Source organism: Rhodococcus sp. X156 (genome assembly GCF_004006015.1).
Classification (GTDB): domain Bacteria; phylum Actinomycetota; class Actinomycetes; order Mycobacteriales; family Mycobacteriaceae; genus X156.
Genome location: NZ_CP034766.1, coordinates 2,711,541 through 2,734,458, shown reverse-complemented (window position 1 = coordinate 2,734,458; position 22,918 = coordinate 2,711,541). Strand labels below are relative to the sequence as shown.

Sequence of the window (22,918 nt, the reverse complement as noted above, 5' to 3'; positions counted from 1 at the left end):
GACATCCGTGACCGATACGGACCTGATCACCAGCTCAGCCCAGGACCCCACCCAGGAAGCGGCCTCCGCGCCGCGTCGTCGGGGCGGTCTGACTGGGATGGTGCTCGCAGACCTGCGCACGCTGGCGGGGGAGCTGGGCATCAGCGACACCGCCGGCATGCGCAAGGGCGACCTGATCGTCGCCATCAAGCAGCGTCAGGCGGGCAGCGGCAGCGCTGCTGACAAGCCCGCTGGAGACAAGGCGTCGACCGTCGCCGACAACGGTTCCCGCAAGCGTGGAGCCACCACCGAGCGCGGCGCCACCACCCAGGCGCCCGCCGAGCCCGTCGCGCAGGACGCACCCGCCGAGCAGGCCAGCGCCGGCTCGCAGCACGCCGAGCGCACTGATGCGCCGGCCGCCTCCGCCCCCAGCGCCGAGGCGACTGGCGACGCCGGCACCGCCGAGGCGCCGGTGGAGAACCGCCGCTCCCGGCAGCGCCGTGGCGCGGCCCGTGCGGCCGGTGCCCCCGAGGCGTCCAGCGAGCAGAGCTCCCAGGCCGGCGACGGCGCCGAGTCCCGCAACGCCGAGCCCCGCAACGCCGAGCCCCGCAACGCCGAGCCCCGCAACGCCGAGCCCCGCAACGCCGAGTCCCGCAACGCCGAGTCCCGCAACGCCGAGTCCCGCAACGCCGAGTCCCGCAACGCCGAGACCCGCACTGAGGACGCTCGCACCGAGGACACGCGCGGCAAGCAGAACGGCCAGCCCAAGCAGGACGGCGAGTCCGGCGGCAGCGAGGCCAACCAGCAGGGTGAGCGCCAGCAGGGCGAGCGTGGCGAGCGCCAGCAGGGCGGCCGCGGCAACCGCAACAACCGCGGCGAGGGCAACAACCGCGGCGAGAGCAACCGTGGTGAGAGCAACCGTGGTGAGAACAACCGCGGTGAGAACAACCGCGGCGAGAACAGCAACCGCGGCGAGGGCAACAACCGCGGTGAGAACAAGGGTGGCAACAACGGCCCGCAGAACCAGCGCAACGACCGCGACGGCAACGACGACGACGGGGACGGCCGCGGCCGCCGGGGCCGTCGCTTCCGCGAGCGTCGTCGGGGCCGCGACCGTGGCGCCGACCAGGGCGGGCAGAACGAGCGCGACATCGAGGTGCGCGACGACGACGTGCTGCAGCCCGTGGCCGGCATCCTCGACGTGCTGGACAACTACGCGTTCGTCCGAACCTCCGGGTACCTGGCCGGGCCGAACGACGTCTACGTCTCCATGAGCCTGGTGCGCAAGCACGGCCTGCGCCGCGGCGACGCGGTCACCGGCGCCGTGCGCATCGCCCGCGAGGGCGAGCAGAACGGTGGCGGCGCCCGAGCCAAGTTCAACCCCCTGGTGCGGGTGGACACCATCAACGGTGCCGACCCCGAGGCCGCGCGCAAGCGCCCCGAGTTCAACAAGCTCACCCCGCTGTACCCCAACCAGCGCCTGCGCCTGGAGACCACCCCGCAGGCCATGACCGCGCGGATCATCGACCTGGTCATGCCCATCGGCAAGGGGCAGCGTGCACTGATCGTCAGCCCGCCCAAGGCAGGCAAGACCAGCGTGCTGCAGGCGATCGCCAACGCCATCTCGGTCAACAACCCCGAGTGCCACCTGATGGTCGTCCTGGTGGACGAGCGTCCGGAGGAGGTCACCGACATGCAGCGGTCGGTGAACGGCGAGGTCATCGCCTCCACGTTCGACCGGCCGCCGGGCGACCACACCGCGGTGGCCGAGCTGGCCATCGAGCGGGCCAAGCGCCTGGTGGAGGGCGGCATGGACGTCGTCGTCCTGCTGGACTCCATCACTCGGCTGGGCCGCGCGTACAACAACTCCTCGCCCGCCTCGGGCCGGATCCTCTCCGGTGGTGTCGACTCCACGGCGCTGTACCCGCCCAAGCGGTTCCTGGGTGCGGCGCGCAACATCGAGCACGGCGGGTCGCTGACCATCATCGCCACCGCGATGGTGGAGACCGGCTCCACCGGTGACACGGTGATCTTCGAGGAGTTCAAGGGCACCGGCAACGCCGAGCTCAAGCTCGACCGCAAGATCGCCGAGCGCCGGGTGTTCCCCGCGGTGGACGTCAACCCGTCCGGCACTCGCAAGGACGAGCTGCTGATGGCGCCGGACGAGTACCAGGTGGCGCTCAAGCTGCGCCGCGTGCTCTCCGGGCTGGACTCCCAGCAGGCCATCGACCTGCTCATCGACCGGCTGCGCAAGGCCGGCTCGAACGCGGAGTTCCTCATGCAGGTGGCCAAGACGGCGCCGGGCATGGTCAGCGACCACGTCCGCGAGACGTAGGCCCCGCGAACCCTGCGCGTCCGCTCGCGCGCCTGCGCACGAGCACCACACCGACCACCGGGACGGGGAACATCAACCCCACCCCGGTGGTTGGACCAACCAGCAGCCGCTCTGGCACACTGAGCGGCTGAGTCCGGTTCCGGTTCACGCCCTCGTCGAGGGCGACCCGGCGGCCACGAGGAGAGGGCACCATGAAGTCAGGAATTCACCCCGTCTACACCGAGACCCAGGTCGTCTGTGGTTGCGGGGCAACGTTCGCCACTCGCACCACCGAGGCGAGCGGTCAGATCAACGTCGAGGTCTGCTCGCAGTGCCACCCCTTCTACACCGGCAAGCAGAAGATCCTGGACACCGGCGGTCGCGTCGCCCGCTTCGAGGCCCGCTACGGCAAGCGCGCCGGCAAGGCAGCCGAAGACGCCAAGTAGCTCCACTCCCAGCGCCCGTCCTGCACCGCAGGGCGGGCGCTGTGGCGTGCAGGGGGGAGTCCTCCCAGCGTCCGCGCCCACCGCGCGAGCACCGCTGGTCACCACACGAGTCACCACACGAGGCGGAGATCGATGAACGAGCCCTCAGCGCTGGACGACGTGCTCGCCGAGCACGCCGGACTGCAGCAACAGCTGTCCGACCCAGAGCTGCACGCCGACGCCGCGGCCGCGCGGAAGGTGGGCAAGCGCTTTGCCGAGCTCGGCCCCGTCGTCGCCACCCACGACCGCCTGGTGCAGGCCCGCGAGGACCTGGAGGCCGCCCGTGAGCTCGCCGCTGAGGACTCCGCCTTCGGGGAGGAGGCCGACGCCCTGGCCGCGGAGGTGCAGCGCCTGGACGTGGCCCTCACCGACCTGCTCGCCCCGCGGGACCCGCACGACGGCGACGACGTGGTGCTGGAGGTCAAGTCGGGGGAGGGCGGCGAGGAGTCGGCGCTGTTCGCCGCCGACCTGGTGCGCATGTACCTGCGCTACGCCGAGCGCCACGGCTGGCGCATCGAGGTGCTCGACGCCGCCACCTCCGACCTCGGCGGCTACAAGGAGGCCACCCTGTCGGTGAAGTCCCGGGGCGACGACCCGATCGGGGTCTGGGCCCGGATGAAGTTCGAGGGCGGGGTGCACCGCGTGCAGCGGGTGCCGGTCACCGAGTCGCAGGGCCGGGTGCACACCTCCGCTGCCGGGGTCATGGTCTACCCCGAGGTGGAGGAGGCTGCCGAGGTGGCGATCGACGAGAAGGACCTGCGCATCGACGTGTTCCGCTCCTCCGGCAAGGGCGGGCAGGGCGTGAACACCACCGACTCCGCGGTGCGCATCACCCACCTGCCCACCAACACGGTGGTCTCCTGCCAGAACGAGCGCTCCCAGCTGCAGAACAAGGCGCGGGCCATGCAGGTGCTGGTCGCCCGGCTCAAGGCCGCCGCGGAGGCCTCCACGGCGGCAGAGGCCTCGGCAGAGCGGTTGAGCCAGGTGCGCACGGTCGACCGCTCCGAGCGCATCCGCACCTACAACTACCCGGAGAACCGCATCGCCGACCACCGCATCGGCTACAAGGCCTACAACCTCGACGCGGTGCTCGACGGTGACATGGACGCCCTGCTCGACGCGCTGATGGCGGCCGAGCGCGCGGAACGGGTCTCCGCAGAGTGAGCGGGCCCCGAGTGATGAGCCCAATGACCATCCGCGTGAATCTCGTTGCGCCACGACGTGGCACGCTGACCGCGTGAGCCGTCAACCTCTCCGCCTCGCGATCGTCGAGGCCACCAAGCTGCTGACCGAGGCCGGCGTGGGAAGCCCGCGTGCCGACGCCGAGATGCTGGCCGCCCACGTGGTCGAGATCCCGCGCACCAAGCTGGCCATGGTGCCGCTGGTCGACCCGCTGACCATCGAGACCTACCGCCGGCTGGTCGAGCAGCGTGCCCAGCGCATCCCGCTGCAGCACCTCACCGGCTGGTCGGCCATGGGCGCCATCACCGTCGAGGTGGGTCCAGGGGTGTTCATCCCGCGCCCGGAGACCGAGCTGCTGCTGGGCTGGGCGCTGGCCCAGCTCGAGGGGGTGCAGGCACCGCTCGTGCTCGACCTCTGCACCGGCTCCGGGGCGCTGGCGCTGGCGCTGGCCAACGCGCGCCCGGACGCCACCGTGCACGCCGTCGAGGCCGACTCCACCGCGCTGGCGTGGGCGCGGCGAAACGTGGAGGCGCGGCGCACGGCGGGGGACACCCCGGTGCGGCTGCACCACGGCGACGTCACCGACCCCAACCTGCTGACCCAGCTGGAGGGCAAGGTCGACCTGGTGGTGGCCAACCCGCCCTACGTCCCGGCCGGCACCGAGGTGTCCACCGAGGTCGCCGAGCACGACCCGGCGATGGCCGTGTTCGCCGGCGACGACGGCCTCTCGGTCATCCGCCCGCTGATCCGCAACGCCGCGCAGCTGCTGCAGGTGGGCGGGGTCATCGGCGTCGAGCACGACGACAGCCACGGTGAGGTCGTCGCGGAGCTGTTCAGCTCGCGCCGGGTGTTCACCGACGTGGTCAGCCACCCCGACCTGGCTGGCCGTCCCCGCTTCACCACCGCACGCCGCGTCTCCTCCGCGCGCTGACCCGCCCGCACCGCCCGCGCCGGCCCTGCGAGGATGAGGGTCGTGAGCACCACGTATGACTGCACCCGTCCCGACACCCGCGCCGAGGGCCTGACGGCCGCGACCTCCGCCCTGCGCGGTGGTCGGCTGGTGGTCCTGCCCACCGACACCGTCTACGGCCTCGGGTGCGACGCCTTCGACAGCGTGGGCGTGCAGAGCCTGCTGCGGGCGAAGAACCGCGGCCGGGACATGCCCGTGCCGGTGCTGGTCGGCTCCTGGCAGACCATCCACGGCCTGGCCTTCGACGTCACTCCGCAGGCTCGGATGCTGGTGGAGGCGTTCTGGCCCGGGGCCGTCAGCCTGGTGGTCCAGCAGGCCCCCTCGCTGAGCTGGGACCTGGGCGACACCCGCGGCACGGTCATGCTGCGGATGCCGCTGCACCCGGTGGCCCTGGAGCTGCTGCGCGAGGTCGGACCGATGGCGGTCTCCAGCGCCAACGTCTCCGGCCAGCCCCCGGCCACCACCGCCGAGCAGGCCCGCGAGCAGCTCGGTGCGTCGGTCAGCGTCTACCTCGACGGCGGTCCGTGCGCGTCCGCGGTCGCCTCCACCATCGTCGACCTCACCGGTGACCGGCCGCGGGTGCTGCGCGAGGGTGCGGTGGCCACCACCACCGTCGCCGAGGTGCTCGGGGTCCCGCCGGAGGACGTCCTCCGCCGCTGACCTGCCAGCTCGGCCCGCACTCCGAAAGGGGCCAGGTCGGCGTCGCATAGACTTCGCACGTCTCATCTACCGTGGCAGCACCATGATGCCCAGCAAGCCCAACGAGGAGTACACAGCGTGAGCACGCCGTTCTGGGGACCTGACTTCAACGCGCTCGAGCACGAGGACCCCGAGATCGCAGGTGTGCTCCTCTCCGAGCTCGAGCGGCTGCGCGGCGGTCTGCAGCTGATCGCCAGCGAGAACCTCACCAGTCCTGCGGTGCTGGCGGCCCTGGGCTCCACGCTGAGCAACAAGTACGCCGAGGGCTACCCGGGGCGCCGCTACTACGGCGGCTGCTCGGAGGTCGACAAGGCTGAGGTCATCGCCATCGACCGCGCCAAGGCGCTCTTCGGCGCCGAGCACGCCAACGTGCAGCCGCACTCCGGCGCCAACGCCAACCTCGCGGTGTACGCCGCCTTCTGCCAGCCCGGCGACACGGTGCTGGCGATGAGCCTGCCGCACGGCGGCCACCTGACCCACGGCTCCAAGGTCAGCTTCTCCGGCAAGTGGTTCAACCCCGTGCCGTACCACGTGCGCAAGGACACCGAGCTGATCGACTACGACGAGGTCCGTGACCTCGCCCGCAAGCACAAGCCGAAGATGATCGTCACCGGCGCCACCGCCTACCCGCGGCTGATCGACTTCGCCGCGTTCCGCGAGATCGCCGACGAGGTCGGCGCCATCCTCTGGGTCGACGCCGCACACTTCATCGGCCTGGTCGCCGGCAAGGCGATCCCCTCCCCGGTGCCCTACGCCGACGTCGTCTCCGCCACCACGCACAAGGTGCTGCGCGGCCCCCGCGGCGGCATGCTGCTGTCCAAGGCCGAGCACGCCAAGGCCCTGGACAAGGCGGTCTTCCCGTTCACCCAGGGCGGCCCGCTCATGCACGCCGTCGCCGCCAAGGCCGTGGCCTACAAGGAGGCCTCGCAGGCCAGCTACCAGAGCTACGCCAGCGAGGTCGTCGGCAACGCCTCGGCGCTGACCAAGGCGCTGGAGGCCGAGGGCATGCGGGCGGTCTCCGGCGGCACCGACACGCACCTGGCCCTGCTGGACCTGCGCGAGCTCGGCGTCACCGGTGCCGACGCCGAGGCCCGGTGCGACGCAGCCCGGATCACGCTGAACAAGAACGCCATCCCCTACGACCCGGCACCGCCGATGGTCGCCTCGGGCATCCGGGTGGGCTCGGCGGCACTGACCACCCAGGGCATGGGACAGCCGGAGATGGCCGAGGTCGCCTCGCTCATCGCCCGCGCGGTCAAGGCCGAGCACGGCACCACGGCCGGCGACGCCGAGCTGGCCCAGGTCGCCCAGGCCGTGGGCGAGCTGGTCGCGCTCAACCCCGCCTACCCAGCTCCGCGCAGCTGAGGCTGAGGCCCGGCTGACACCGTGCCGCTGCAACGGGGGGAGACTGTCGCGCTGATCGCCCCCGGCGGGACCGGCGTCCCGATCCGGGAGCTGGCGCTGGTCGGGCTGACGGCTGCCGTCGTCACCTTCCTGGCCACCGGGATCATCCGGGTGGTCGCCATCCGGATCGGCGCGGTGGCCTACCCCCGCGACCGCGACGTCCACGTCACCCCCACCCCGCGACTCGGCGGGGTGGGGATGTACCTGGGTGTGCTCGCGGCCATGCTGCTGGCGGCGCAGCTGCCGGCGCTGACCCGCGGCTTCGACTACAGCTCCGACGTCACCGCGGTGCTGTGGGCCGGGCTGGTGATCGTGCTGGTCGGCGCCATCGACGACCGGTTCGGGCTGGACTCGCTCACCAAGTTCGCCGGCCAGGTCACCGCCGCCGGGGTGCTGGTGCTGCTCGGGCTGCAGTGGCTGCAGGTGTACTTCCCCCTCGGCGCGGGCAACAACATCCTGGTCTTCGACCAGCTGCAGTCCGGCCTGGTGACCGTGGGGGTCACGGTGCTGCTGGTCAACGCGATGAACTTCGTCGACGGCCTGGACGGGCTCGCGGCCGGCATCGGGCTGATCGCGGCGCTGGCCATGTGTGCCTTCTCCCTCGGCCTGCTCGACCGGTCCGGGGGAGACGTCAGCAACTACCCGCCCGCGCTCATCGCCGCCGTGCTCGCCGGGGTGTGCCTGGGGTTCCTGCCGCACAACTTCGAGCCGGCCCGCATCTTCATGGGTGACTCCGGCTCCATGCTCATCGGGCTGATGCTCGCCGCGGTGTCCACCAGCGCGTCGGGCAAGGTGTCGCCGATCGCCTACGGCGGCCGTGACCTGGTCGCCCTGCTCACCCCGCTGCTGGTCGTCGGCGCCGTGAGCTTCGTCCCGGTGCTCGACCTGCTGATGGCCATCGTCCGCCGCACCAGGGCCGGGCGCAGCCCGTTCGCCCCGGACAAGATGCACCTGCACCACCGGTTGCTGAGCCTTGGCCACTCGCACCGCCGCTCGGTGCTGCTCATCTACTTCTGGACCGGGGTGATCGCCTTCGGCGCGGTGGCCACCACGATCTTCGACGTCCGGGTGGTGGCGCTGGTGATGGTGGTGGGGCTGGCAGTCGCCCTCCTGGGCTCGGCGATCCCGCGGCTGCGCGACCCCCGCAGGCGCGCAGAGGGCTAGTCGGGCCCGTGCGCCCAGGGATGGCGTCCCCGTACCCTGTGTGCCGTGAGCACGGACAACCCCACCCCCCGCCCGACGTCCTCCGACCCGACGGCCGCGCTGCGCGCCGCCGTGCGCCAGGGCGTCCTCGGACTGCTGGTCCTGACGGTCGTCGCGGCCGCCGTCGCCTCCGCCATAGCGGGCCTGGAGGGCCTGTGGGGCGCGCTGCTGGGCGCTGCAGTGGGTGGGGGATTTGTCGTGATCACGGCCATTGTCGTGCTCCTCACCGCCCGCAGCGAGCCCACCGTGATGGGGGCGGCGGTGCTGGGATCGTTCCTGCTCAAGATCCTCGTCTTCATCGGCGTCGTCGCCGTGCTGCGGGACCTCGAGTTCTACAGCCACCCAACGTTCGTCATCGTCATCGCGATCGAGGCGATCGCGGTGCTGGCGCTGGAGACGCGGGCGGTGCTGAGCACCAACGTGCCCTACGTGGCGCCCCACTCCGAGGACGCCGCCTAGCGCCGCAGCCCCGCTGGTGCGATCCTGTCCAATGACTTGGTAAGGTCAGGCCCGCATCCAGGGTCGTGACTCGCCCAGCATCTTGGGCACGGAGTCAGGCTGCACTTGTTCACATCCGTAGGCACCGGGGTCAACACTCCCCGCCCGATCACGGGAGAGACCGCTGAGCGTCATCGTCACGGCCGCCTCCGACGGCGAGTACCACCCGCCGTCGCTGGACGACTTCTACCCATCCTCCGTCCTCTTCGACGGCACGCCCTTCGAGATGAATCGGCTGATGCTGATCAGGGTGGCGTTCTCGCTGCTGCTCGTCCTGTTCTTCTACATCGCGATGCGCAAGCCGCAGATCGTGCCCCGGGGCGTGCAGAACTTCGGTGAGCTGGCGCTGGACTTCGTCCGCATCCAGATCGCCGACGAGATCCTCGGCAAGGTGAACGGCCGCCGGTTCCTGCCGGTGATCGCGGTCATCTTCTTCACCGTGCTCACGCTCAACGCGACCGGTGTCATCCCGCTGCTGAACATCTCCACCAACGCGCTGATCGGCATGCCGCTGGTGCTGGCGCTGCTCACCTACGTGGTGTTCAACTACGCCGGCATCAAGGCCAAGGGCTTCGGCGGGCACATGAAGGACAGCCTCGTCGTCCCCAACCTGCCCAAGCCGCTGCTGCTGATCGTGATCCCGATCGAGTTCGTCTCGACCTTCCTGCTGCGTCCGTTCACCCTCACGGTGCGACTGCTGGCCAACATGCTGGCCGGCCACATCCTGCTGGTGCTGTTCTTCGGCGCGACCAGCTACTTCCTCTTCGACGGCGGCGGAGCGCTGAAGCTCTTCGGCCTTCCCAGCCTGGTCATGGGCTTCCTCTTCACGCTCTTCGAGATGCTCGTGATCTTCCTGCAGGCGTACATCTTCGCGCTGCTCGCCGCGGTCTACATTGACCTGGCGCTCGCCGCCGAACACTGATCTGCTCCACCTAGCCGGGCACCTCCGGCACCAGACGACCTGACCCGGTACCGACACCGGGTCCGGCCAACAGAAAGGTAACGGGACTCCACATGAGTGTCGCGCTTCAAGCTGCAGACGTCCTCGCGCAGGCGACGGAGACCAAGGCCACCGGCTACGGTGCCATCGGCTACGGCCTCGCGGCCATCGGCCCGGGCATCGGCATCGGCATCGTCGTCGGCAAGACCATCGAGGGCATGGCCCGCCAGCCCGAGATGGCCGGCCAGCTGCGCACCACGATGTTCCTCGGTATCGCCTTCACCGAGGCCCTCGCGCTGATCGGCCTCGTCGCCGGCTTCATCTTCTGATTCCGATGACGCCGATCGCACTACTGGCCGCGGAGACGACGGAGGAGCAGAACCCGCTCCTTCCGGCGACCTACGACATCGTCTGGTCCACCGTCTGCATCATCATCATCGGCATCGCGTTCTGGAAGTACGTCCTGCCCCGCTTCCAGGCTGTCCTGCAGGAGCGCACCGAGAAGATCGAGGGTGGCATCGCCAAGGCCGAGCAGGCTCAGGCCGAGGCCAAGGCCGCGCTGGACCGCTACAACGCGCAGCTGGCCGAGGCCCGCGGCGAGGCGGCCCGGATTCGCGACGACGCCCGTGCACAGGGCCAGCAGATCATCGACGAGATGCGCGTGCAGGCTCAGCAGGAGAGCGAGCGCATCGTGACGCAGGGTCACAACCAGCTCACCGCGCAGCGCCAGCAGATCATCGCTGAGCTGCGCTCCGACCTGGGTCGCACCTCGGTGGACCTGGCCGAGCGCCTGGTGGGGGAGTCCCTCGCGGACGACTCCAAGCGCTCTGCCACGGTCGACCGCTTCCTCGACGAGCTCGACGCGATGAGCTCGTCACGATGACGGACCCGGCCGGCGCCCGCGCCGGAGTCCTTGCTACGCGACGGGAGTCTTGATGTACGCCGCAAGTCGTGAGGCCGTGGCCGCGGTGCGGGAGAACCTCCCCGCCTCGGCCGCCGACGCCGAACAAGTAGGCAAGGACCTCTTTGCCGTCGTCGGGCTCCTGGACGGCGAGCGCGCTCTGCGGCGGGCGCTGGCCGACGCCTCCACCGAGGCATCCGGCCGGGTCAGCCTGGTCTCCAGGGTGCTCGGCAACCAGATCAGCGACGGAGCCCTGGACGTGGTCAAGGCCGCGGCCGAGCAGCGCTGGTCCTCACCGCGTGACCTGGTGGACTCGCTGCAGCTGCTCGCCCGCGAGCTGCGGCTGCGCCACGCCCACCAGACTGGTGAGCTCGACGCGGTGGAGGACGAGCTGTTCCGGCTCGGACGCATCGTTGCGGGCAGCCCCGCGCTGGAGCGGGTGCTCGGCGACCCGACGGCAGATGCCGCCGGCAAGCGCGAGCTGATGGACAACCTGCTGTCCGGCAAGGCCACCAACACCACCAAGATCTTGGTGGACCAGCTGGTGGCCCGGCACCGCGAGGAGCCGGCCGACGGCCTCGACTCCCTCGCCGCGCTCGCCGCGACGCTTCGGGAGAGATCGGTCGCCCACGTTCGTTCTGCAGTTGCACTCAGTGCTCAGCAGGAGGAGCGGCTGGCGGCCAGCCTCGGTCGGACCTACGGCCGCGAGGTCACCTTGCACGTCGAGGTCGACCCGGAGCTCATCGGCGGCATGGTCGTGCAGGTTGGTGACGAGGTCATCGACGGCAGCATTGCCGGCCGCGTGGACGAGCTTCGCCGCAGGTTGGCTGGCTGAATCGGCCGCAGCAGCGGAGCATTACCTTTGTGAACGAGCGCAACGAGACAGTGGCACGACTACTGAGAGCAGGACAGTGACATGGCGGAGCTGACGATCTCCTCCGACGAGATTCGTAGTGCGATCGAGAACTACACCTCGAGCTACTCCCCGGAGGCCTCCCGCGAGGAGGTCGGCCTGGTGACGGACACCGGTGACGGTATCGCCCACATCAGCGGTCTCCCCTCGGCGATGAGCAACGAGCTCCTGGAGTTCCCTGGTGGAATCCTCGGAGTGGCGCTCAACCTCGACGCGAGCGAGATCGGCGCGGTCATCCTGGGCAACTACGAGGGCATCGAGGAGGGCCAGGAGGTCCGGCGCACCGGCGCCGTGCTCTCCGTGCCCGTGGGCGACAACTTCCTCGGTCGCGTCATCAACCCCCTCGGCCAGCCGATCGACGGCCTGGGCGAGATCGAGTCCGAGGGCGACCGCGCCCTCGAGCTGCAGGCCGCCACCGTGCTCGAGCGTCAGCCTGTGAAGCAGCCGCTGCAGACCGGCATCAAGGCGATCGACGCCATGACGCCGATCGGCCGCGGCCAGCGCCAGCTGATCATCGGCGACCGCAAGACCGGCAAGACCGCGGTCTGCATCGACGCGATCATGAACCAGAAGGAAGCCTGGGCGACCGGCGACCCGGAGCAGCAGGTGCGCTGCATCTACGTCGCGATCGGCCAGAAGGGCTCCACGATCGCCGGCGTCAAGACCGCCCTCGAGGAGGCGGGCGCGATGGAGTACACCACCATCGTCGCCGCCCCCGCGTCGGACTCCGCCGGCTTCAAGTGGCTTGCTCCCTACTCCGGCTCGGCCATCGGCCAGCACTGGATGTACCAGGGCAAGCACGTCCTGATCGTCTTCGACGACCTGACCAAGCAGGCTGAGGCCTACCGCACCATCTCGCTGCTGCTGCGTCGCCCGCCGGGCCGCGAGGCCTACCCCGGCGACGTCTTCTACCTGCACTCCCGCCTGCTGGAGCGTTGCGCGAAGCTCTCCGACGACCTGGGCGCGGGCTCCATGACCGGGCTGCCGATCATCGAGACCAAGGCCGGTGACGTCTCGGCGTACATCCCGACCAACGTCATCTCGATCACCGACGGTCAGTGCTTCCTGGAGTCCGACCTCTTCAACCAGGGTGTGCGTCCCGCCGTCAACGTGGGTATCTCGGTCTCCCGCGTCGGTGGCTCCGCGCAGATCAAGGGCATGAAGAAGGTGTCCGGCTCGCTGCGTCTGGACCTGGCTCAGTACCGCGAGCTGGAGGCGTTCTCCGCCTTCGCCTCCGACCTCGACGCCGCGTCCAAGGCACAGCTCGACCGTGGCGCGCGCCTGGTGGAGCTGCTCAAGCAGGGGCAGTACTCCCCGGTGCCGGTGGACGAGCAGATCGTGGTGATCTACCTCGGCAGCGAGGGCCACTTCGACTCCGTGCCGATCGCCGACGTCCGACGGTTCGAGAAGGAGCTGCTGGAGCACATCCGTCGCAGCGACGACGACATCCTCGGCGACATCCGGCAGACCAAGAACCTCTCCGACGACAACGCCGAGCGCCTGGTCAAGGTCGTGAACGAGTTCAAGCAGCAGTTCACCTCCTCGGACGGCACCTCCGTGGTCAACGAGCCCGAGGCCGAGGCCATGGACGCGGACGAGGTCGACCAGGAGAAGGTCAAGGTCAACAAGCAGCGGCCGGCCACCAGCTCCGCGGGGAAGTGACCGCCTGACATGGCTGCCCAGCTACGCGAGCTGCGCCAGCGGATCAGGTCGATCAACTCGACCAAGAAGATCACCAAGGCGCAGGAGCTCATCGCTACCTCCCGCATCACCAAGGCCCAGGCCCGGGTCCAGGCGTCCAAGCCGTACGCGGAAGAGATCACCAAGGTGCTGTCCGCCCTCGCGGGCGCGGCGGCATCGCTGGACCACCCTCTGCTGACCGAGCGGTCCGAGCCCAAGCGGGCCGCGGTGCTGATCGTCACCAGCGACCGCGGCATGGCCGGTGGCTACAACGCCAACGTGCTGCGCGCCGCCGAGGAGCTGCAGGAGCTGTTGCGCAGCGAGGGCAAGCAGCCGGTGCTGTACGTCCTCGGCCAGAAGGGGGTGGGTTTCTACACCTTCCGCGGCCGCGAGATCGAGGCGTCCTGGACCGGCTTCTCCCAGCAGCCGGGCTACGAGGACGCCGCCCGTGCCGGCGAGCAGATGGTGGCCCGCTTCATCGCGGGCACCGGCGAGACCGTGCAGATCGACGGCGTCGACGGCGAGCCGGTGGACGTGGAGGGTGTGGACGAGCTCCACATCGTCTACACCCGCTTCGAGTCCATGCTCACCCAGACGCCGGTGGTCAAGCGGGTCGCCCCGCTCGAGGTCACCTACGTCGACGACCTCGACGAGTCGGAGTCTGAGGACTCCGGCCCGTCGCGGGCCGAGGCGGCCATGGCCGAGGGCGAGGTGGTCCAGGAGCGCGAGAGCGGTCCGCAGGCCATGTACGACTTCGAGCCGGCGCCCGAGGCTCTGCTCGAGGCGCTCCTGCCGAAGTACGTGAACACCCGGATCTACGCGGCACTGCTGGACGCCGCCGCGTCGGAGTCGGCAGCACGACGAACCGCGATGAAGGCCGCCACCGACAATGCGAACGAGTTGGTGCGCACGTTGAGCCGCGAGGCGAACCAGGCGCGGCAAGCCCAGATCACCCAGGAGATCAGCGAGATCGTCGGTGGCGCGAACGCGCTGTCCGCTGGCGCGGAAAACGATTGAGAGAATGACTGACATGACTGCTGCAAGCACACTTGACTCTGCCAGCGAGGCTGGCTCCGACCAGGCAGGCCGCGTCGTCCGCGTCATCGGTCCGGTCGTCGACGTGGAGTTCCCGCGTGGCGCCATCCCCGAGCTGTTCAACGCCCTGCACGCCGAGATCACTCTCGAGACGGTGGCCAAGAAGCTGACCCTGGAGGTGGCCCAGCACCTCGGTGACAACCTGGTGCGCGCCATCTCCATGCAGCCCACCGACGGCCTGGTCCGTGGCGCCGAGGTGACCGACACCGGCAAGCCGATCTCGGTTCCCGTCGGCGACGTCGTCAAGGGCCACGTGTTCAACGCCCTCGGTGACTGCCTCGACGCGCCGGGCACCGGCCGCGACGGCGAGCAGTGGGGCATCCACCGCAAGCCCCCAGCGTTCGACCAGCTCGAGGGCAAGACGCAGATCCTCGAGACCGGCATCAAGGTCATCGACCTGCTCACCCCGTACGTGCAGGGCGGCAAGATCGGCCTGTTCGGTGGTGCCGGTGTGGGCAAGACCGTGCTCATCCAGGAGATGATTCGTCGAGTCGCGCAGGAGTTCGGTGGCGTCTCGGTGTTCGCCGGTGTCGGCGAGCGCACCCGTGAGGGCAACGACCTCATCGAGGAGATGACCGAGTCCGGCGTCATCGAGCAGACCGCCTTGGTCTTCGGCCAGATGGACGAGCCGCCGGGCACGCGCATGCGCGTCGCCCTGTCGGCCCTCACGATGGCGGAGTACTTCCGCGACGTGAAGAACCAGGACGTGCTGCTCTTCATCGACAACATCTTCCGGTTCACCCAGGCCGGCTCCGAGGTCTCGACCCTGCTGGGTCGCATGCCCTCCGCCGTTGGCTACCAGCCCACCCTGGCCGACGAGATGGGCGAGCTGCAGGAGCGGATCACCTCCACGCGAGGAAACTCCATCACCTCGCTGCAGGCCATCTACGTCCCCGCCGACGACTACACCGACCCGGCGCCGGCGACCACCTTCGCCCACCTGGATGCCACCACGGAGCTCTCGCGTGCGATCACCCAGAAGGGCATCTACCCGGCCGTGGACCCGCTGAGCTCGACGTCGCGGATCCTCGACCCGATGATCGTCGGCGAGGACCACTACCGGGTCTCGCAGGAGGTCATCCGCATCCTGCAGCGCTACAAGGAGCTGCAGGACATCATCGCCATCCTCGGCATGGACGAGCTCGCCGAGGAGGACAAGGTCCTGGTCAACCGGGCGCGTCGCATCGAGCGCTTCCTCGGTCAGAACTTCTTCGTCGCGAAGCAGTTCACCGGCCAGGACGGCTCCTACGTCCCGCTCAAGGAGACCATCGAGGCCTTCGACAAGGTCACCAAGGGCGAGTACGACCACCTGCCCGAGCAGGCCTTCGTGAGCTGCGGTGGCCTCGACGACGTCGAGGCCAACGCCAAGAAGCTCCAGGGCAAGTGACCGGGGCCCGGAGAGGAGCTCGACATGGCTGAGATGACGGTTGAGCTCGTCGCGGTGGAGCGCAGCGTGTGGTCCGGCACGGCGAGCATGGTGGTCGCCCAGACCACCGAGGGCGAGCTGGGCATCATGCCTGGGCACGAGCCGGTGCTGGGACAGCTCGTCGAGGGCGGCATCGTCATCATCAACACGACTGACGGTGACCGCGTGGTCGCGGCGGTGCACGGCGGATTCATCTCCGTCACCGCGTCCAAGGTGTCGGTCCTGGCCGAGTCTGCGGACATGGCCGATGAGATCGACGTCGAGGAGGCTCGGGAGGCGCTGCACCACTGGAGCGCCGAGGCCACCGAGGACGAGACCAATGCCCTCATCGCGCGGGGTCGAATCCGCGCGATCGAGCGCAGCAGCTGATCGACGCGAGGCCTAGAGACTGTCTGCGGTGGAGCTGGTACAGACCGTTGCGACCGTGGCTGTCATAGGCCTGCTCGTGGCGGTGCTGCTCTTTGCCGGCCACCGCGTGCAGCTGCTCCGTCGGGGTGGCACCCAGATCGTGGCCCGGGCGCTGCCCGCCGGTCGCGGCAAGGGGTGGCGCCACGGGGTCATGCGTTACCAGGAGGAGGACTTGGTCCTCTTCCGCGTCTCCAGCCTGCGGCCCGGTCCGGACCGCAGGCTGCAGCGCTGCGGCATCGAGGTCCTCGGGCGTCGCGACGCCGATGCCTCGGAGGGCGACGTGGTCCCCACCGGCACAGTGGTGCTGCACGTGACTGACGGGGAGCAGGAGACCGAGCTGGCGCTCACCGGAGGCCAGCTCACCGCCTTCCTCTCGTGGGTGGAGTCCAGCCCCCCGGGGCGGGCCCGCCGGGTGCGCAGGCACTGAGACGGTCGTCGGTGCTGAGCCAACGGCTGCACCAGACAGACAACAGACGCCGCCGGCGCCAGGTTCGCGAACCTGGCGCCGGCGGCGTCTTCTGTCGTTGTGCGGACGTTGCTCCGAGCTGCCGGGTCAGCGACCGGCGCCGGGCTCCCAGAGGACGTCGCCGTCCGGGTTCGCCAGCCGGCAGAGGATGAACAGCAGGTCCGACAGCCGGTTGAGGTAGGTGGCGGGGAGCTTGCTGGTGTCCTCGGGCGAGGCGTTCACCTGGGCCCACGCGCTGCGCTCGGCGCGCCGGGAGACCACCCGGGCGGTGTGCAGCAGCGCCGCGGTCGGCGTGCCCCCGGGGAGGATGAAGGAGCTCAGCGGCTCGAGCTGGGCGTTGTACTGGTCGCACCAGCGCTCGAGCCGGTCGATGTAGGCCTGCGTGATGCGCAGCGGCGGGTACTGGGGGTTGTCCACCACCGGCGTGGACAGGTCGGCGCCGGCGTCGAAGAGGTCGTTCTGGATCTGGCGCAGCACCTCCACGATCTCCTGGGGCGGCGGCGCCAGCGCGAGGACCACGCCGATCGCCGCGTTGGTCTCGTCGGTGTCCGCGTAGGCGACCAGCCGGGGGTCGCACTTGGAGACCCGGGAGAAGTCGCTGAGGCCTGAGGTCCCGTCGTCTCCGGTGCGTGTGTAGATGCGAGTGAGGTGCACAGCCATGGGCGAACGGTACCGCGAGTGCAGCCGGCCTCATGCCCACCGGCGGCAGCGGCTAGGGTGACCGCCTGTGAGCGAGCATTTCCGGGTGTCCGGTGGAGGGCGCCTGGCCGGCGAGATCACCGTGAGCGGTGCAAAGAACAGCGTCCTGAAGCTGATGGCTGCTGCGCTGCTGGCTGAAGGCACCACCACCATCACCAACTGTCCCGACATCCTCGACGTGCCCCTGATGGCGGAGGTGCTGCGGGGACTCGGCTGCACGGTCGAGCTGGTCGGCGACGTCGCCCGGATCACCACTCCCGCCGAGCTGAGCCACCACGCGGACTTTCCCGCGATGGGCCGCCTGCGGGCGTCGGTCTGCGTGCTCGGTCCGCTGGTGGCGCGCTGTCGCCGCGCGGTGGTGGCCCTGCCCGGCGGCGACGCCATCGGCTCGCGCCCGTTGGACATGCACCAGGCCGGGCTGCGGATGCTGGGGGCGGAGAGCGCCATCGCGCACGGCTGCGTGGTGGCCGAGGCGGAGAACCTGCACGGCGCCGAGATGGTGCTCGACTACCCGTCGGTGGGCGCCACCGAGAACATCCTCATGGCGGCGGTGCTGGCCAAGGGGGAGACCACCATCGGCAACGCCGCCCGCGAGCCCGACATCGTCGACCTGTGCGACATGCTCAACCAGATGGGTGCCGACGTCTCCGGCGCTGGCACCTCCACGCTCACCGTGCGGGGCGTCGAGTCCCTGCACCCCACCGAGCACCGGGTGATCGGCGACCGCATCGTCGCCGCCACGTGGGGGATGGCCGCGGCGATGACTCGCGGTGACGTCACGGTGACCGGCATCGATCCCGCGCACCTGCACCTGGTGCTGGAGAAGCTGAAGAACGCCGGCGCCGTGGTGGAGGAGAGCCCGGACGGGTTCCGGGTGTTGCAGCAGGACCGGCCCCGCGCCGTGGACTTCGTGACGCTGCCCTTCCCCGGCTTCCCCACCGACCTGCAGCCGATGGCCATCGGCCTCGCCGCAGTGGCCGAGGGCACCTCCATGATCACCGAGAACGTCTTCGAGGCGCGGTTCCGCTTCGTGGAGGAGATGGTGCGGCTCGGCGCAGACGCACGTACCGACGGCCACCACGCGGTGGTCCGTGGCGTGGAGCGACTGTCCAGCGCGCCGGTGTGGGCGTCGGACATCCGGGCCGGTGCGGCCCTGGTGCTGGCGGCCCTGTGCGCCGAGGGCGAGACGCTGGTGTGGGACGTGTTCCACATCGACCGCGGCTACCCGATGTTCGTGGAGCAGCTGCAGCAGCTCGGCGCGCAGATCGAGCGCGTGCACGACTGATCTCCCGTCGTCGCGGGCGCCGCGACGACCTGGGGGCTGAGCAGACCGCCCGTGCTGTCTCGGCAACGCTACTGGCCAGTAGGCTTAGGTGTTACGTCTGATGGACACCTATGCCGGACGGGCCCTTGAGGTCCCCAGCCAACGCGGAGGTTTGCCGTGCCCTATCCCAGCGACCGAGAACGTGATCGACCCTGGGTGATGCGCACCTATGCCGGTCACTCCTCGGCCACCGCATCCAACGCGCTCTACCGGCGCAACCTGGAGAAGGGTCAGACCGGCCTCTCGGTGGCCTTCGACCTGCCCACCCAGACCGGCTACGACCCCGACGACGAGCTCGCCAAGGGTGAGGTCGGCAAGGTGGGGGTGCCGGTGAGCCACCTGGGGGACATGCGCACCCTGTTCCAGGACATCCCGCTGGCGACGGCCAACACCTCCATGACCATCAACGCCCCGGCCATGTGGCTGCTGGCGCTGTACCAGGTGGTCGCGGAGGAGCAGGCCGAGGCGGAGGGGCTCGATCGCGACGAGGTGCTCAGCAAGCTCGCCGGGACCACGCAGAACGACATCATCAAGGAGTACCTCTCCCGCGGGACGTACGTCTTCCCCCCGGAGCCGAGCCTGCGGCTGATCACCGACATGGTGGCCTACACCGTCACCACCATCCCCAAGTGGAACCCGATCAACATCTGCAGCTACCACCTGCAGGAGGCGGGCGCCACGCCGGTGCAGGAGGTGGCCTACGCGCTGTGCACCGCGATCGCCGTGCTCGACTCGGTGCGCGACTCCGGGCAGGTGCCGGAGGAGCGGTTCGGCGAGGTGGTCGGGCGCATCTCCTTCTTCGTCAACGCCGGGCTGCGCTTCGTCGAGGAGATGTGCAAGATGCGCGCCTTCGGCCAGCTGTGGCAGGAGCTGGTGGCCGAGCGCTACGGGGTCACCGACGCCAAGCAGCGTCGCTTCCGCTACGGGGTGCAGGTGAACTCCCTCGGGCTCACCGAGGCGCAGCCGGAGAACAACATCCAGCGCATCGTGCTGGAGATGCTCGCCGTGACGATGTCGCGTGACGCGCGGGCCCGCGCCGTGCAGCTGCCGGCCTGGAACGAGGCGCTGGGGCTGCCGCGCCCCTGGGACCAGCAGTGGGCCCTGCGCATGCAGCAGGTGCTCGCCTACGAGACCGACCTGCTGGAGTACGAGGACATCTTCGCCGGCAGCCACGTGATCGAGGCGGCGGTTGCCGACATCGTCCAGGGCGCCCGGGCCGAGATCGACAAGGTGCAGGAGATGGGCGGCGCGGTCGCGGCCGTAGAGAGCGGCTACATGAAGTCCGAGCTGGTCTCGTCCCTGGCGGAGCACCGCCGGCGCATGGAGACCGGGGACGACGTCGTGGTGGGTGTGAACAAGTTCCAGGGCACCGAGCCGAGCCCCCTGCAGGCCGAGGGTGCCGGCGCAATCGAGGTGGTCGACCCCGCCGTCGAGGCGGCCGCAGTCACCGCGCTGCAGGAGTGGAAGAGCTCCCGTGACGCCGAGGAGGTGGAGGCAGCCCTGCAGTCCCTGCGGGACACCGCCAAGACCGGGGACAACCTGATGCCGGCGAGCATGGCCTGCGCCCGGGCCGGGGTCACCACGGGGGAGTGGGCCGGCGCGCTGCGCGAGGTCTTCGGTGAGTACCGCGCTCCCACGGGAGTCGCCGCGGCCTCCACCGGCGGTGAGGCCGGTGCGGAGATCGCCAAGGTGCGCGAGCACGTGAAGGCCGCCGAGGACATCGTCGGTGGCCGCCTGCGCATGCTGGTGGGCAAGCCGGGCCTGGACGGGCACTCCAACGGCGCCGAGCAGATCGCGGTGCGCGCCCGCGACTGCGGCTTCGAGGTGATCTACCAGGGCATCCGACTGACCCCCGCCCAGATCGTCGCGGCCGCGGTGCAGGAGGGGGTGCACGTGGTCGGACTGTCCGTGTTGTCGGGCTCACACCTGGAGGTCGTGCCCGCCGTGGTGGACGGCCTCGCCGCTGCCGGAGCAGGGGACATCCCTGTGGTGGTGGGTGGCATCATCCCGCCGGAGGACGCAAAGATCCTGCGCGCCAAGGGCGTTACTCAGGTATTCACACCGAAGGACTACGCGATGACCGAGATCATGGACCAGATCGTGGACGTGGTCCTGGCGGCGCAGAACGCGGAGTAAACCCCCGCCGGGCCCCTGACCAGCAGATTTGACTGGGGCCCGGCGGGCCGCGTAGTTTTCTCCATGCACCGCACGACAGAGCGACAAGCTCCGGGCCACGGCCCAGATCCTGTCCCATCGACGTAGGTGCCACCCCCGCAAGAAATCATCTGGTGCAGTCACGGCCGGACGAGGACGACCGGGGGGCCCGGATCGGCCAGGTTGCACTAGGCCAGGCGGTTCGGGTAGGCTAGAACGGTTGCCTCAACCGGATCTGATCATCTCGATCGGGACCGAGTTGCACCCCCCGGGGTGGTCCTGGTAACCTAGAGTGGTTGCCCCGGCGAGGTCAAGCGAACAGCTTGGCGGAGCAGGTGAGCGTGTGTTCTTTGAGAACTCAACAGTGTGCCGATGAATGTCAGTGCCAATTTATTTTGTTTTGGCTCCTTCATTCGTGACCTTCGGGTTGTGTTTGTTGGGGTGTCAGTGAGTTTTGAATTTGCTGGATCATTGTTTCTGTATGGAAACTTACGGAGAGTTTGATCCTGGCTCAGGACGAACGCTGGCGGCGTGCTTAACACATGCAAGTCGAGCGGTAAGGCCCTTCGGGGTACACGAGCGGCGAACGGGTGAGTAACACGTGGGTGACCTGCCCTTCACTCTGGGATAAGCCTTGGAAACGAGGTCTAATACCGGATATGACCTCCTGCTGCATGGTGGGGGGTGGAAAGCGTTTAGTGGTGAAGGATGGACCCGCGGCCTATCAGCTTGTTGGTGGGGTAATGGCCTACCAAGGCGACGACGGGTAGCCGGCCTGAGAGGGCGACCGGCCACACTGGGACTGAGACACGGCCCAGACTCCTACGGGAGGCAGCAGTGGGGAATATTGCACAATGGGCGGAAGCCTGATGCAGCGACGCCGCGTGAGGGATGACGGCCTTCGGGTTGTAAACCTCTTTCACCTGTGACGAAGCGAAAGTGACGGTAGCAGGAGAAGAAGCACCGGCCAACTACGTGCCAGCAGCCGCGGTAATACGTAGGGTGCAAGCGTTGTCCGGAATTACTGGGCGTAAAGAGCTCGTAGGCGGTTTGTCGCGTCGTCTGTGAAAACTCATGGCTCAACCATGAGCTTGCAGGCGATACGGGCAGACTTGAGTATTGCAGGGGAGACTGGAATTCCTGGTGTAGCGGTGAAATGCGCAGATATCAGGAGGAACACCGGTGGCGAAGGCGGGTCTCTGGGCAAATACTGACGCTGAGGAGCGAAAGCATGGGTAGCAAACAGGATTAGATACCCTGGTAGTCCATGCCGTAAACGGTGGGCGCTAGGTGTGGGTTTCCTTCCACGGGATCCGTGCCGTAGCTAACGCATTAAGCGCCCCGCCTGGGGAGTACGGCCGCAAGGCTAAAACTCAAAGGAATTGACGGGGGCCCGCACAAGCGGCGGAGCATGTGGATTAATTCGATGCAACGCGAAGAACCTTACCTGGGTTTGACATACACTGGAAACACCTAGAGATAGGTGCCCCGCAAGGTCGGTGTACAGGTGGTGCATGGCTGTCGTCAGCTCGTGTCGTGAGATGTTGGGTTAAGTCCCGCAACGAGCGCAACCCTTGTCTTATGTTGCCAGCACGTAATGGTGGGGACTCGTAAGAGACTGCCGGGGTCAACTCGGAGGAAGGTGGGGACGACGTCAAGTCATCATGCCCCTTATGTCCAGGGCTTCACACATGCTACAATGGCCGGTACAGAGGGCTGCTAAGCCGCGAGGTGGAGCGAATCCCTTAAAGCCGGTCTCAGTTCGGATCGGGGTCTGCAACTCGACCCCGTGAAGTCGGAGTCGCTAGTAATCGCAGATCAGCAACGCTGCGGTGAATACGTTCCCGGGCCTTGTACACACCGCCCGTCACGTCACGAAAGTCGGTAACACCCGAAGCCAGTGGCCCAACCCCTTGTGGGAGGGAGCTGTCGAAGGTGGGATCGGCGATTGGGACGAAGTCGTAACAAGGTAGCCGTACCGGAAGGTGCGGCTGGATCACCTCCTTTCTAAGGAGCTCACAGCACCACCTGTCGCCTTCGGGTGTGGGTGGTCGTGGCCCCGGTCGTCACCATGCGTGTGGCGCGGGGTTTGCTCAAGGGTGGAACGCTGACACTTCGGATGCCGCACACACCCTCAGTGGTGGGTGCGGGGTCAAATCGGTGCACTGTTGGGTCCTG

Annotated in this window: 20 protein-coding genes and 1 rRNA gene; 20 read left to right on the top strand and 1 reads right to left on the bottom strand. The window is 69.0% G+C overall.

Annotation, left to right across the window (positions count from 1 at the left end; genetic code table 11):
• Positions 1–22 precede the first annotated feature (22 nt).
• The 17 genes from rho (at position 23) to ELX43_RS12845 (ending at position 16,524) form a co-directional block, all read left to right on the top strand.
• A complete protein-coding gene (gene rho / locus ELX43_RS12925; RefSeq protein ID WP_241249919.1) occupies positions 23–2,314 on the top strand; it encodes a transcription termination factor Rho in 2,292 nt (763 codons plus the stop codon).
• A gap of 191 nt (positions 2,315–2,505) precedes the next feature.
• Positions 2,506–2,739 (top strand): 50S ribosomal protein L31, encoded by a 234-nt coding sequence (gene rpmE, locus ELX43_RS12920; RefSeq protein WP_127783784.1) that lies wholly within the window; start codon positions 2,506–2,508, stop codon positions 2,737–2,739.
• Positions 2,740–2,871: 132 nt separating this feature from the next.
• Complete coding sequence (prfA, locus tag ELX43_RS12915) at positions 2,872–3,942, top strand: peptide chain release factor 1 (RefSeq protein WP_127783783.1); 1,071 nt, start codon at positions 2,872–2,874, stop codon at positions 3,940–3,942.
• A 73-nt stretch (positions 3,943–4,015) separates the two neighbouring features.
• Positions 4,016–4,891: a peptide chain release factor N(5)-glutamine methyltransferase gene (gene prmC, locus ELX43_RS12910; protein WP_127783782.1), complete on the top strand. Its 876-nt coding sequence runs from the start codon at positions 4,016–4,018 to the stop codon at positions 4,889–4,891.
• 42 nt (positions 4,892–4,933) lie between these two features.
• Positions 4,934–5,590 carry an L-threonylcarbamoyladenylate synthase gene (locus ELX43_RS12905; protein ID WP_127783781.1) on the top strand — a complete coding sequence of 219 codons (657 nt, stop codon included), beginning with the start codon at positions 4,934–4,936 and terminating at the stop codon, positions 5,588–5,590.
• A 117-nt stretch (positions 5,591–5,707) separates the two neighbouring features.
• Positions 5,708–6,994 (top strand): serine hydroxymethyltransferase, encoded by a 1,287-nt coding sequence (gene glyA, locus ELX43_RS12900; protein WP_127783780.1) that lies wholly within the window; start codon positions 5,708–5,710, stop codon positions 6,992–6,994.
• 27 nt (positions 6,995–7,021) lie between these two features.
• A complete protein-coding gene (locus tag ELX43_RS12895; protein WP_127784887.1) occupies positions 7,022–8,197 on the top strand; it encodes an MraY family glycosyltransferase in 1,176 nt (391 codons plus the stop codon).
• 45 nt (positions 8,198–8,242) lie between these two features.
• Positions 8,243–8,695 carry a hypothetical protein gene (locus tag ELX43_RS12890; RefSeq protein WP_127783779.1) on the top strand — a complete coding sequence of 151 codons (453 nt, stop codon included), beginning with the start codon at positions 8,243–8,245 and terminating at the stop codon, positions 8,693–8,695.
• 163 nt (positions 8,696–8,858) lie between these two features.
• Positions 8,859–9,656, top strand: coding sequence for a F0F1 ATP synthase subunit A (gene atpB / locus ELX43_RS12885; protein ID WP_127783778.1), 798 nt, complete (start codon positions 8,859–8,861; stop codon positions 9,654–9,656).
• 92 nt (positions 9,657–9,748) lie between these two features.
• Positions 9,749–10,003 (top strand): ATP synthase F0 subunit C, encoded by a 255-nt coding sequence (locus tag ELX43_RS12880; protein ID WP_127783777.1) that lies wholly within the window; start codon positions 9,749–9,751, stop codon positions 10,001–10,003.
• 5 nt (positions 10,004–10,008) lie between these two features.
• Positions 10,009–10,557, top strand: a complete 549-nt coding sequence (locus tag ELX43_RS12875) for a F0F1 ATP synthase subunit B (protein ID WP_127783776.1) — start codon at positions 10,009–10,011, stop codon at positions 10,555–10,557.
• Between the two features lie 52 nt (positions 10,558–10,609).
• A complete protein-coding gene (locus tag ELX43_RS12870) occupies positions 10,610–11,410 on the top strand; it encodes a F0F1 ATP synthase subunit delta (RefSeq protein ID WP_127783775.1) in 801 nt (266 codons plus the stop codon).
• 81 nt (positions 11,411–11,491) lie between these two features.
• Positions 11,492–13,150 carry a F0F1 ATP synthase subunit alpha gene (gene atpA, locus ELX43_RS12865; protein ID WP_127783774.1) on the top strand — a complete coding sequence of 553 codons (1,659 nt, stop codon included), beginning with the start codon at positions 11,492–11,494 and terminating at the stop codon, positions 13,148–13,150.
• 9 nt (positions 13,151–13,159) lie between these two features.
• Positions 13,160–14,185: a F0F1 ATP synthase subunit gamma gene (locus ELX43_RS12860; RefSeq protein ID WP_127783773.1), complete on the top strand. Its 1,026-nt coding sequence runs from the start codon at positions 13,160–13,162 to the stop codon at positions 14,183–14,185.
• Between the two features lie 13 nt (positions 14,186–14,198).
• Entirely contained in the window at positions 14,199–15,650 is a 1,452-nt protein-coding gene (gene atpD / locus ELX43_RS12855; protein WP_127783772.1) for a F0F1 ATP synthase subunit beta, read from the top strand.
• A 24-nt stretch (positions 15,651–15,674) separates the two neighbouring features.
• Positions 15,675–16,058, top strand: a complete 384-nt coding sequence (locus tag ELX43_RS12850; RefSeq protein ID WP_127783771.1) for a F0F1 ATP synthase subunit epsilon — start codon at positions 15,675–15,677, stop codon at positions 16,056–16,058.
• Between the two features lie 55 nt (positions 16,059–16,113).
• Positions 16,114–16,524 carry a DUF2550 domain-containing protein gene (locus tag ELX43_RS12845; protein ID WP_127783770.1) on the top strand — a complete coding sequence of 137 codons (411 nt, stop codon included), beginning with the start codon at positions 16,114–16,116 and terminating at the stop codon, positions 16,522–16,524.
• 126 nt (positions 16,525–16,650) lie between these two features.
• Here ELX43_RS12845 and ELX43_RS12840 read toward each other — a convergent pair whose 3' ends face one another.
• Complete coding sequence (locus ELX43_RS12840; protein WP_127783769.1) at positions 16,651–17,223, bottom strand: cob(I)yrinic acid a,c-diamide adenosyltransferase; 573 nt, start codon at positions 17,221–17,223, stop codon at positions 16,651–16,653.
• A 67-nt stretch (positions 17,224–17,290) separates the two neighbouring features.
• Here ELX43_RS12840 and murA point away from each other — a divergent pair, with 67 nt between their 5' ends.
• The 3 genes from murA to ELX43_RS12825 all read left to right on the top strand — a co-directional run bounded on the left by murA (position 17,291) and on the right by ELX43_RS12825 (position 22,747).
• On the top strand, positions 17,291–18,547 hold the full coding sequence (murA, locus tag ELX43_RS12835) for a UDP-N-acetylglucosamine 1-carboxyvinyltransferase (protein WP_127783768.1): 1,257 nt from the start codon (positions 17,291–17,293) through the stop codon (positions 18,545–18,547).
• 156 nt (positions 18,548–18,703) lie between these two features.
• A complete protein-coding gene (locus tag ELX43_RS12830; RefSeq protein WP_127783767.1) occupies positions 18,704–20,722 on the top strand; it encodes a protein meaA in 2,019 nt (672 codons plus the stop codon).
• 506 nt (positions 20,723–21,228) lie between these two features.
• Positions 21,229–22,747: ribosomal RNA gene (locus ELX43_RS12825) — 16S ribosomal RNA — on the top strand.
• Positions 22,748–22,918 lie beyond the last annotated feature (171 nt).

What these genes read in the sequence shown, in the direction of transcription:
- ELX43_RS12875 (WP_127783776.1), top strand. Translation starts at nt 10,009, where the DNA reads ATGACGCCGATCGCACTACTGGCCGCGGAGACGACGGAGGAGCAGAAC.
- ELX43_RS12880 (WP_127783777.1), top strand. Translation starts at nt 9,749, where the DNA reads ATGAGTGTCGCGCTTCAAGCTGCAGACGTCCTCGCGCAGGCGACGGAG.
- ELX43_RS12860 (WP_127783773.1), top strand. Translation starts at nt 13,160, where the DNA reads ATGGCTGCCCAGCTACGCGAGCTGCGCCAGCGGATCAGGTCGATCAAC.
- prfA (WP_127783783.1), top strand. Translation starts at nt 2,872, where the DNA reads ATGAACGAGCCCTCAGCGCTGGACGACGTGCTCGCCGAGCACGCCGGA.
- rpmE (WP_127783784.1), top strand. Translation starts at nt 2,506, where the DNA reads ATGAAGTCAGGAATTCACCCCGTCTACACCGAGACCCAGGTCGTCTGT.
- ELX43_RS12840 (WP_127783769.1), bottom strand. Translation starts at nt 17,223, where the DNA reads ATGGCTGTGCACCTCACTCGCATCTACACACGCACCGGAGACGACGGG.
- atpA (WP_127783774.1), top strand. Translation starts at nt 11,492, where the DNA reads ATGGCGGAGCTGACGATCTCCTCCGACGAGATTCGTAGTGCGATCGAG.
- atpD (WP_127783772.1), top strand. Translation starts at nt 14,199, where the DNA reads ATGACTGCTGCAAGCACACTTGACTCTGCCAGCGAGGCTGGCTCCGAC.
- ELX43_RS12870 (WP_127783775.1), top strand. Translation starts at nt 10,610, where the DNA reads ATGTACGCCGCAAGTCGTGAGGCCGTGGCCGCGGTGCGGGAGAACCTC.
- ELX43_RS12850 (WP_127783771.1), top strand. Translation starts at nt 15,675, where the DNA reads ATGGCTGAGATGACGGTTGAGCTCGTCGCGGTGGAGCGCAGCGTGTGG.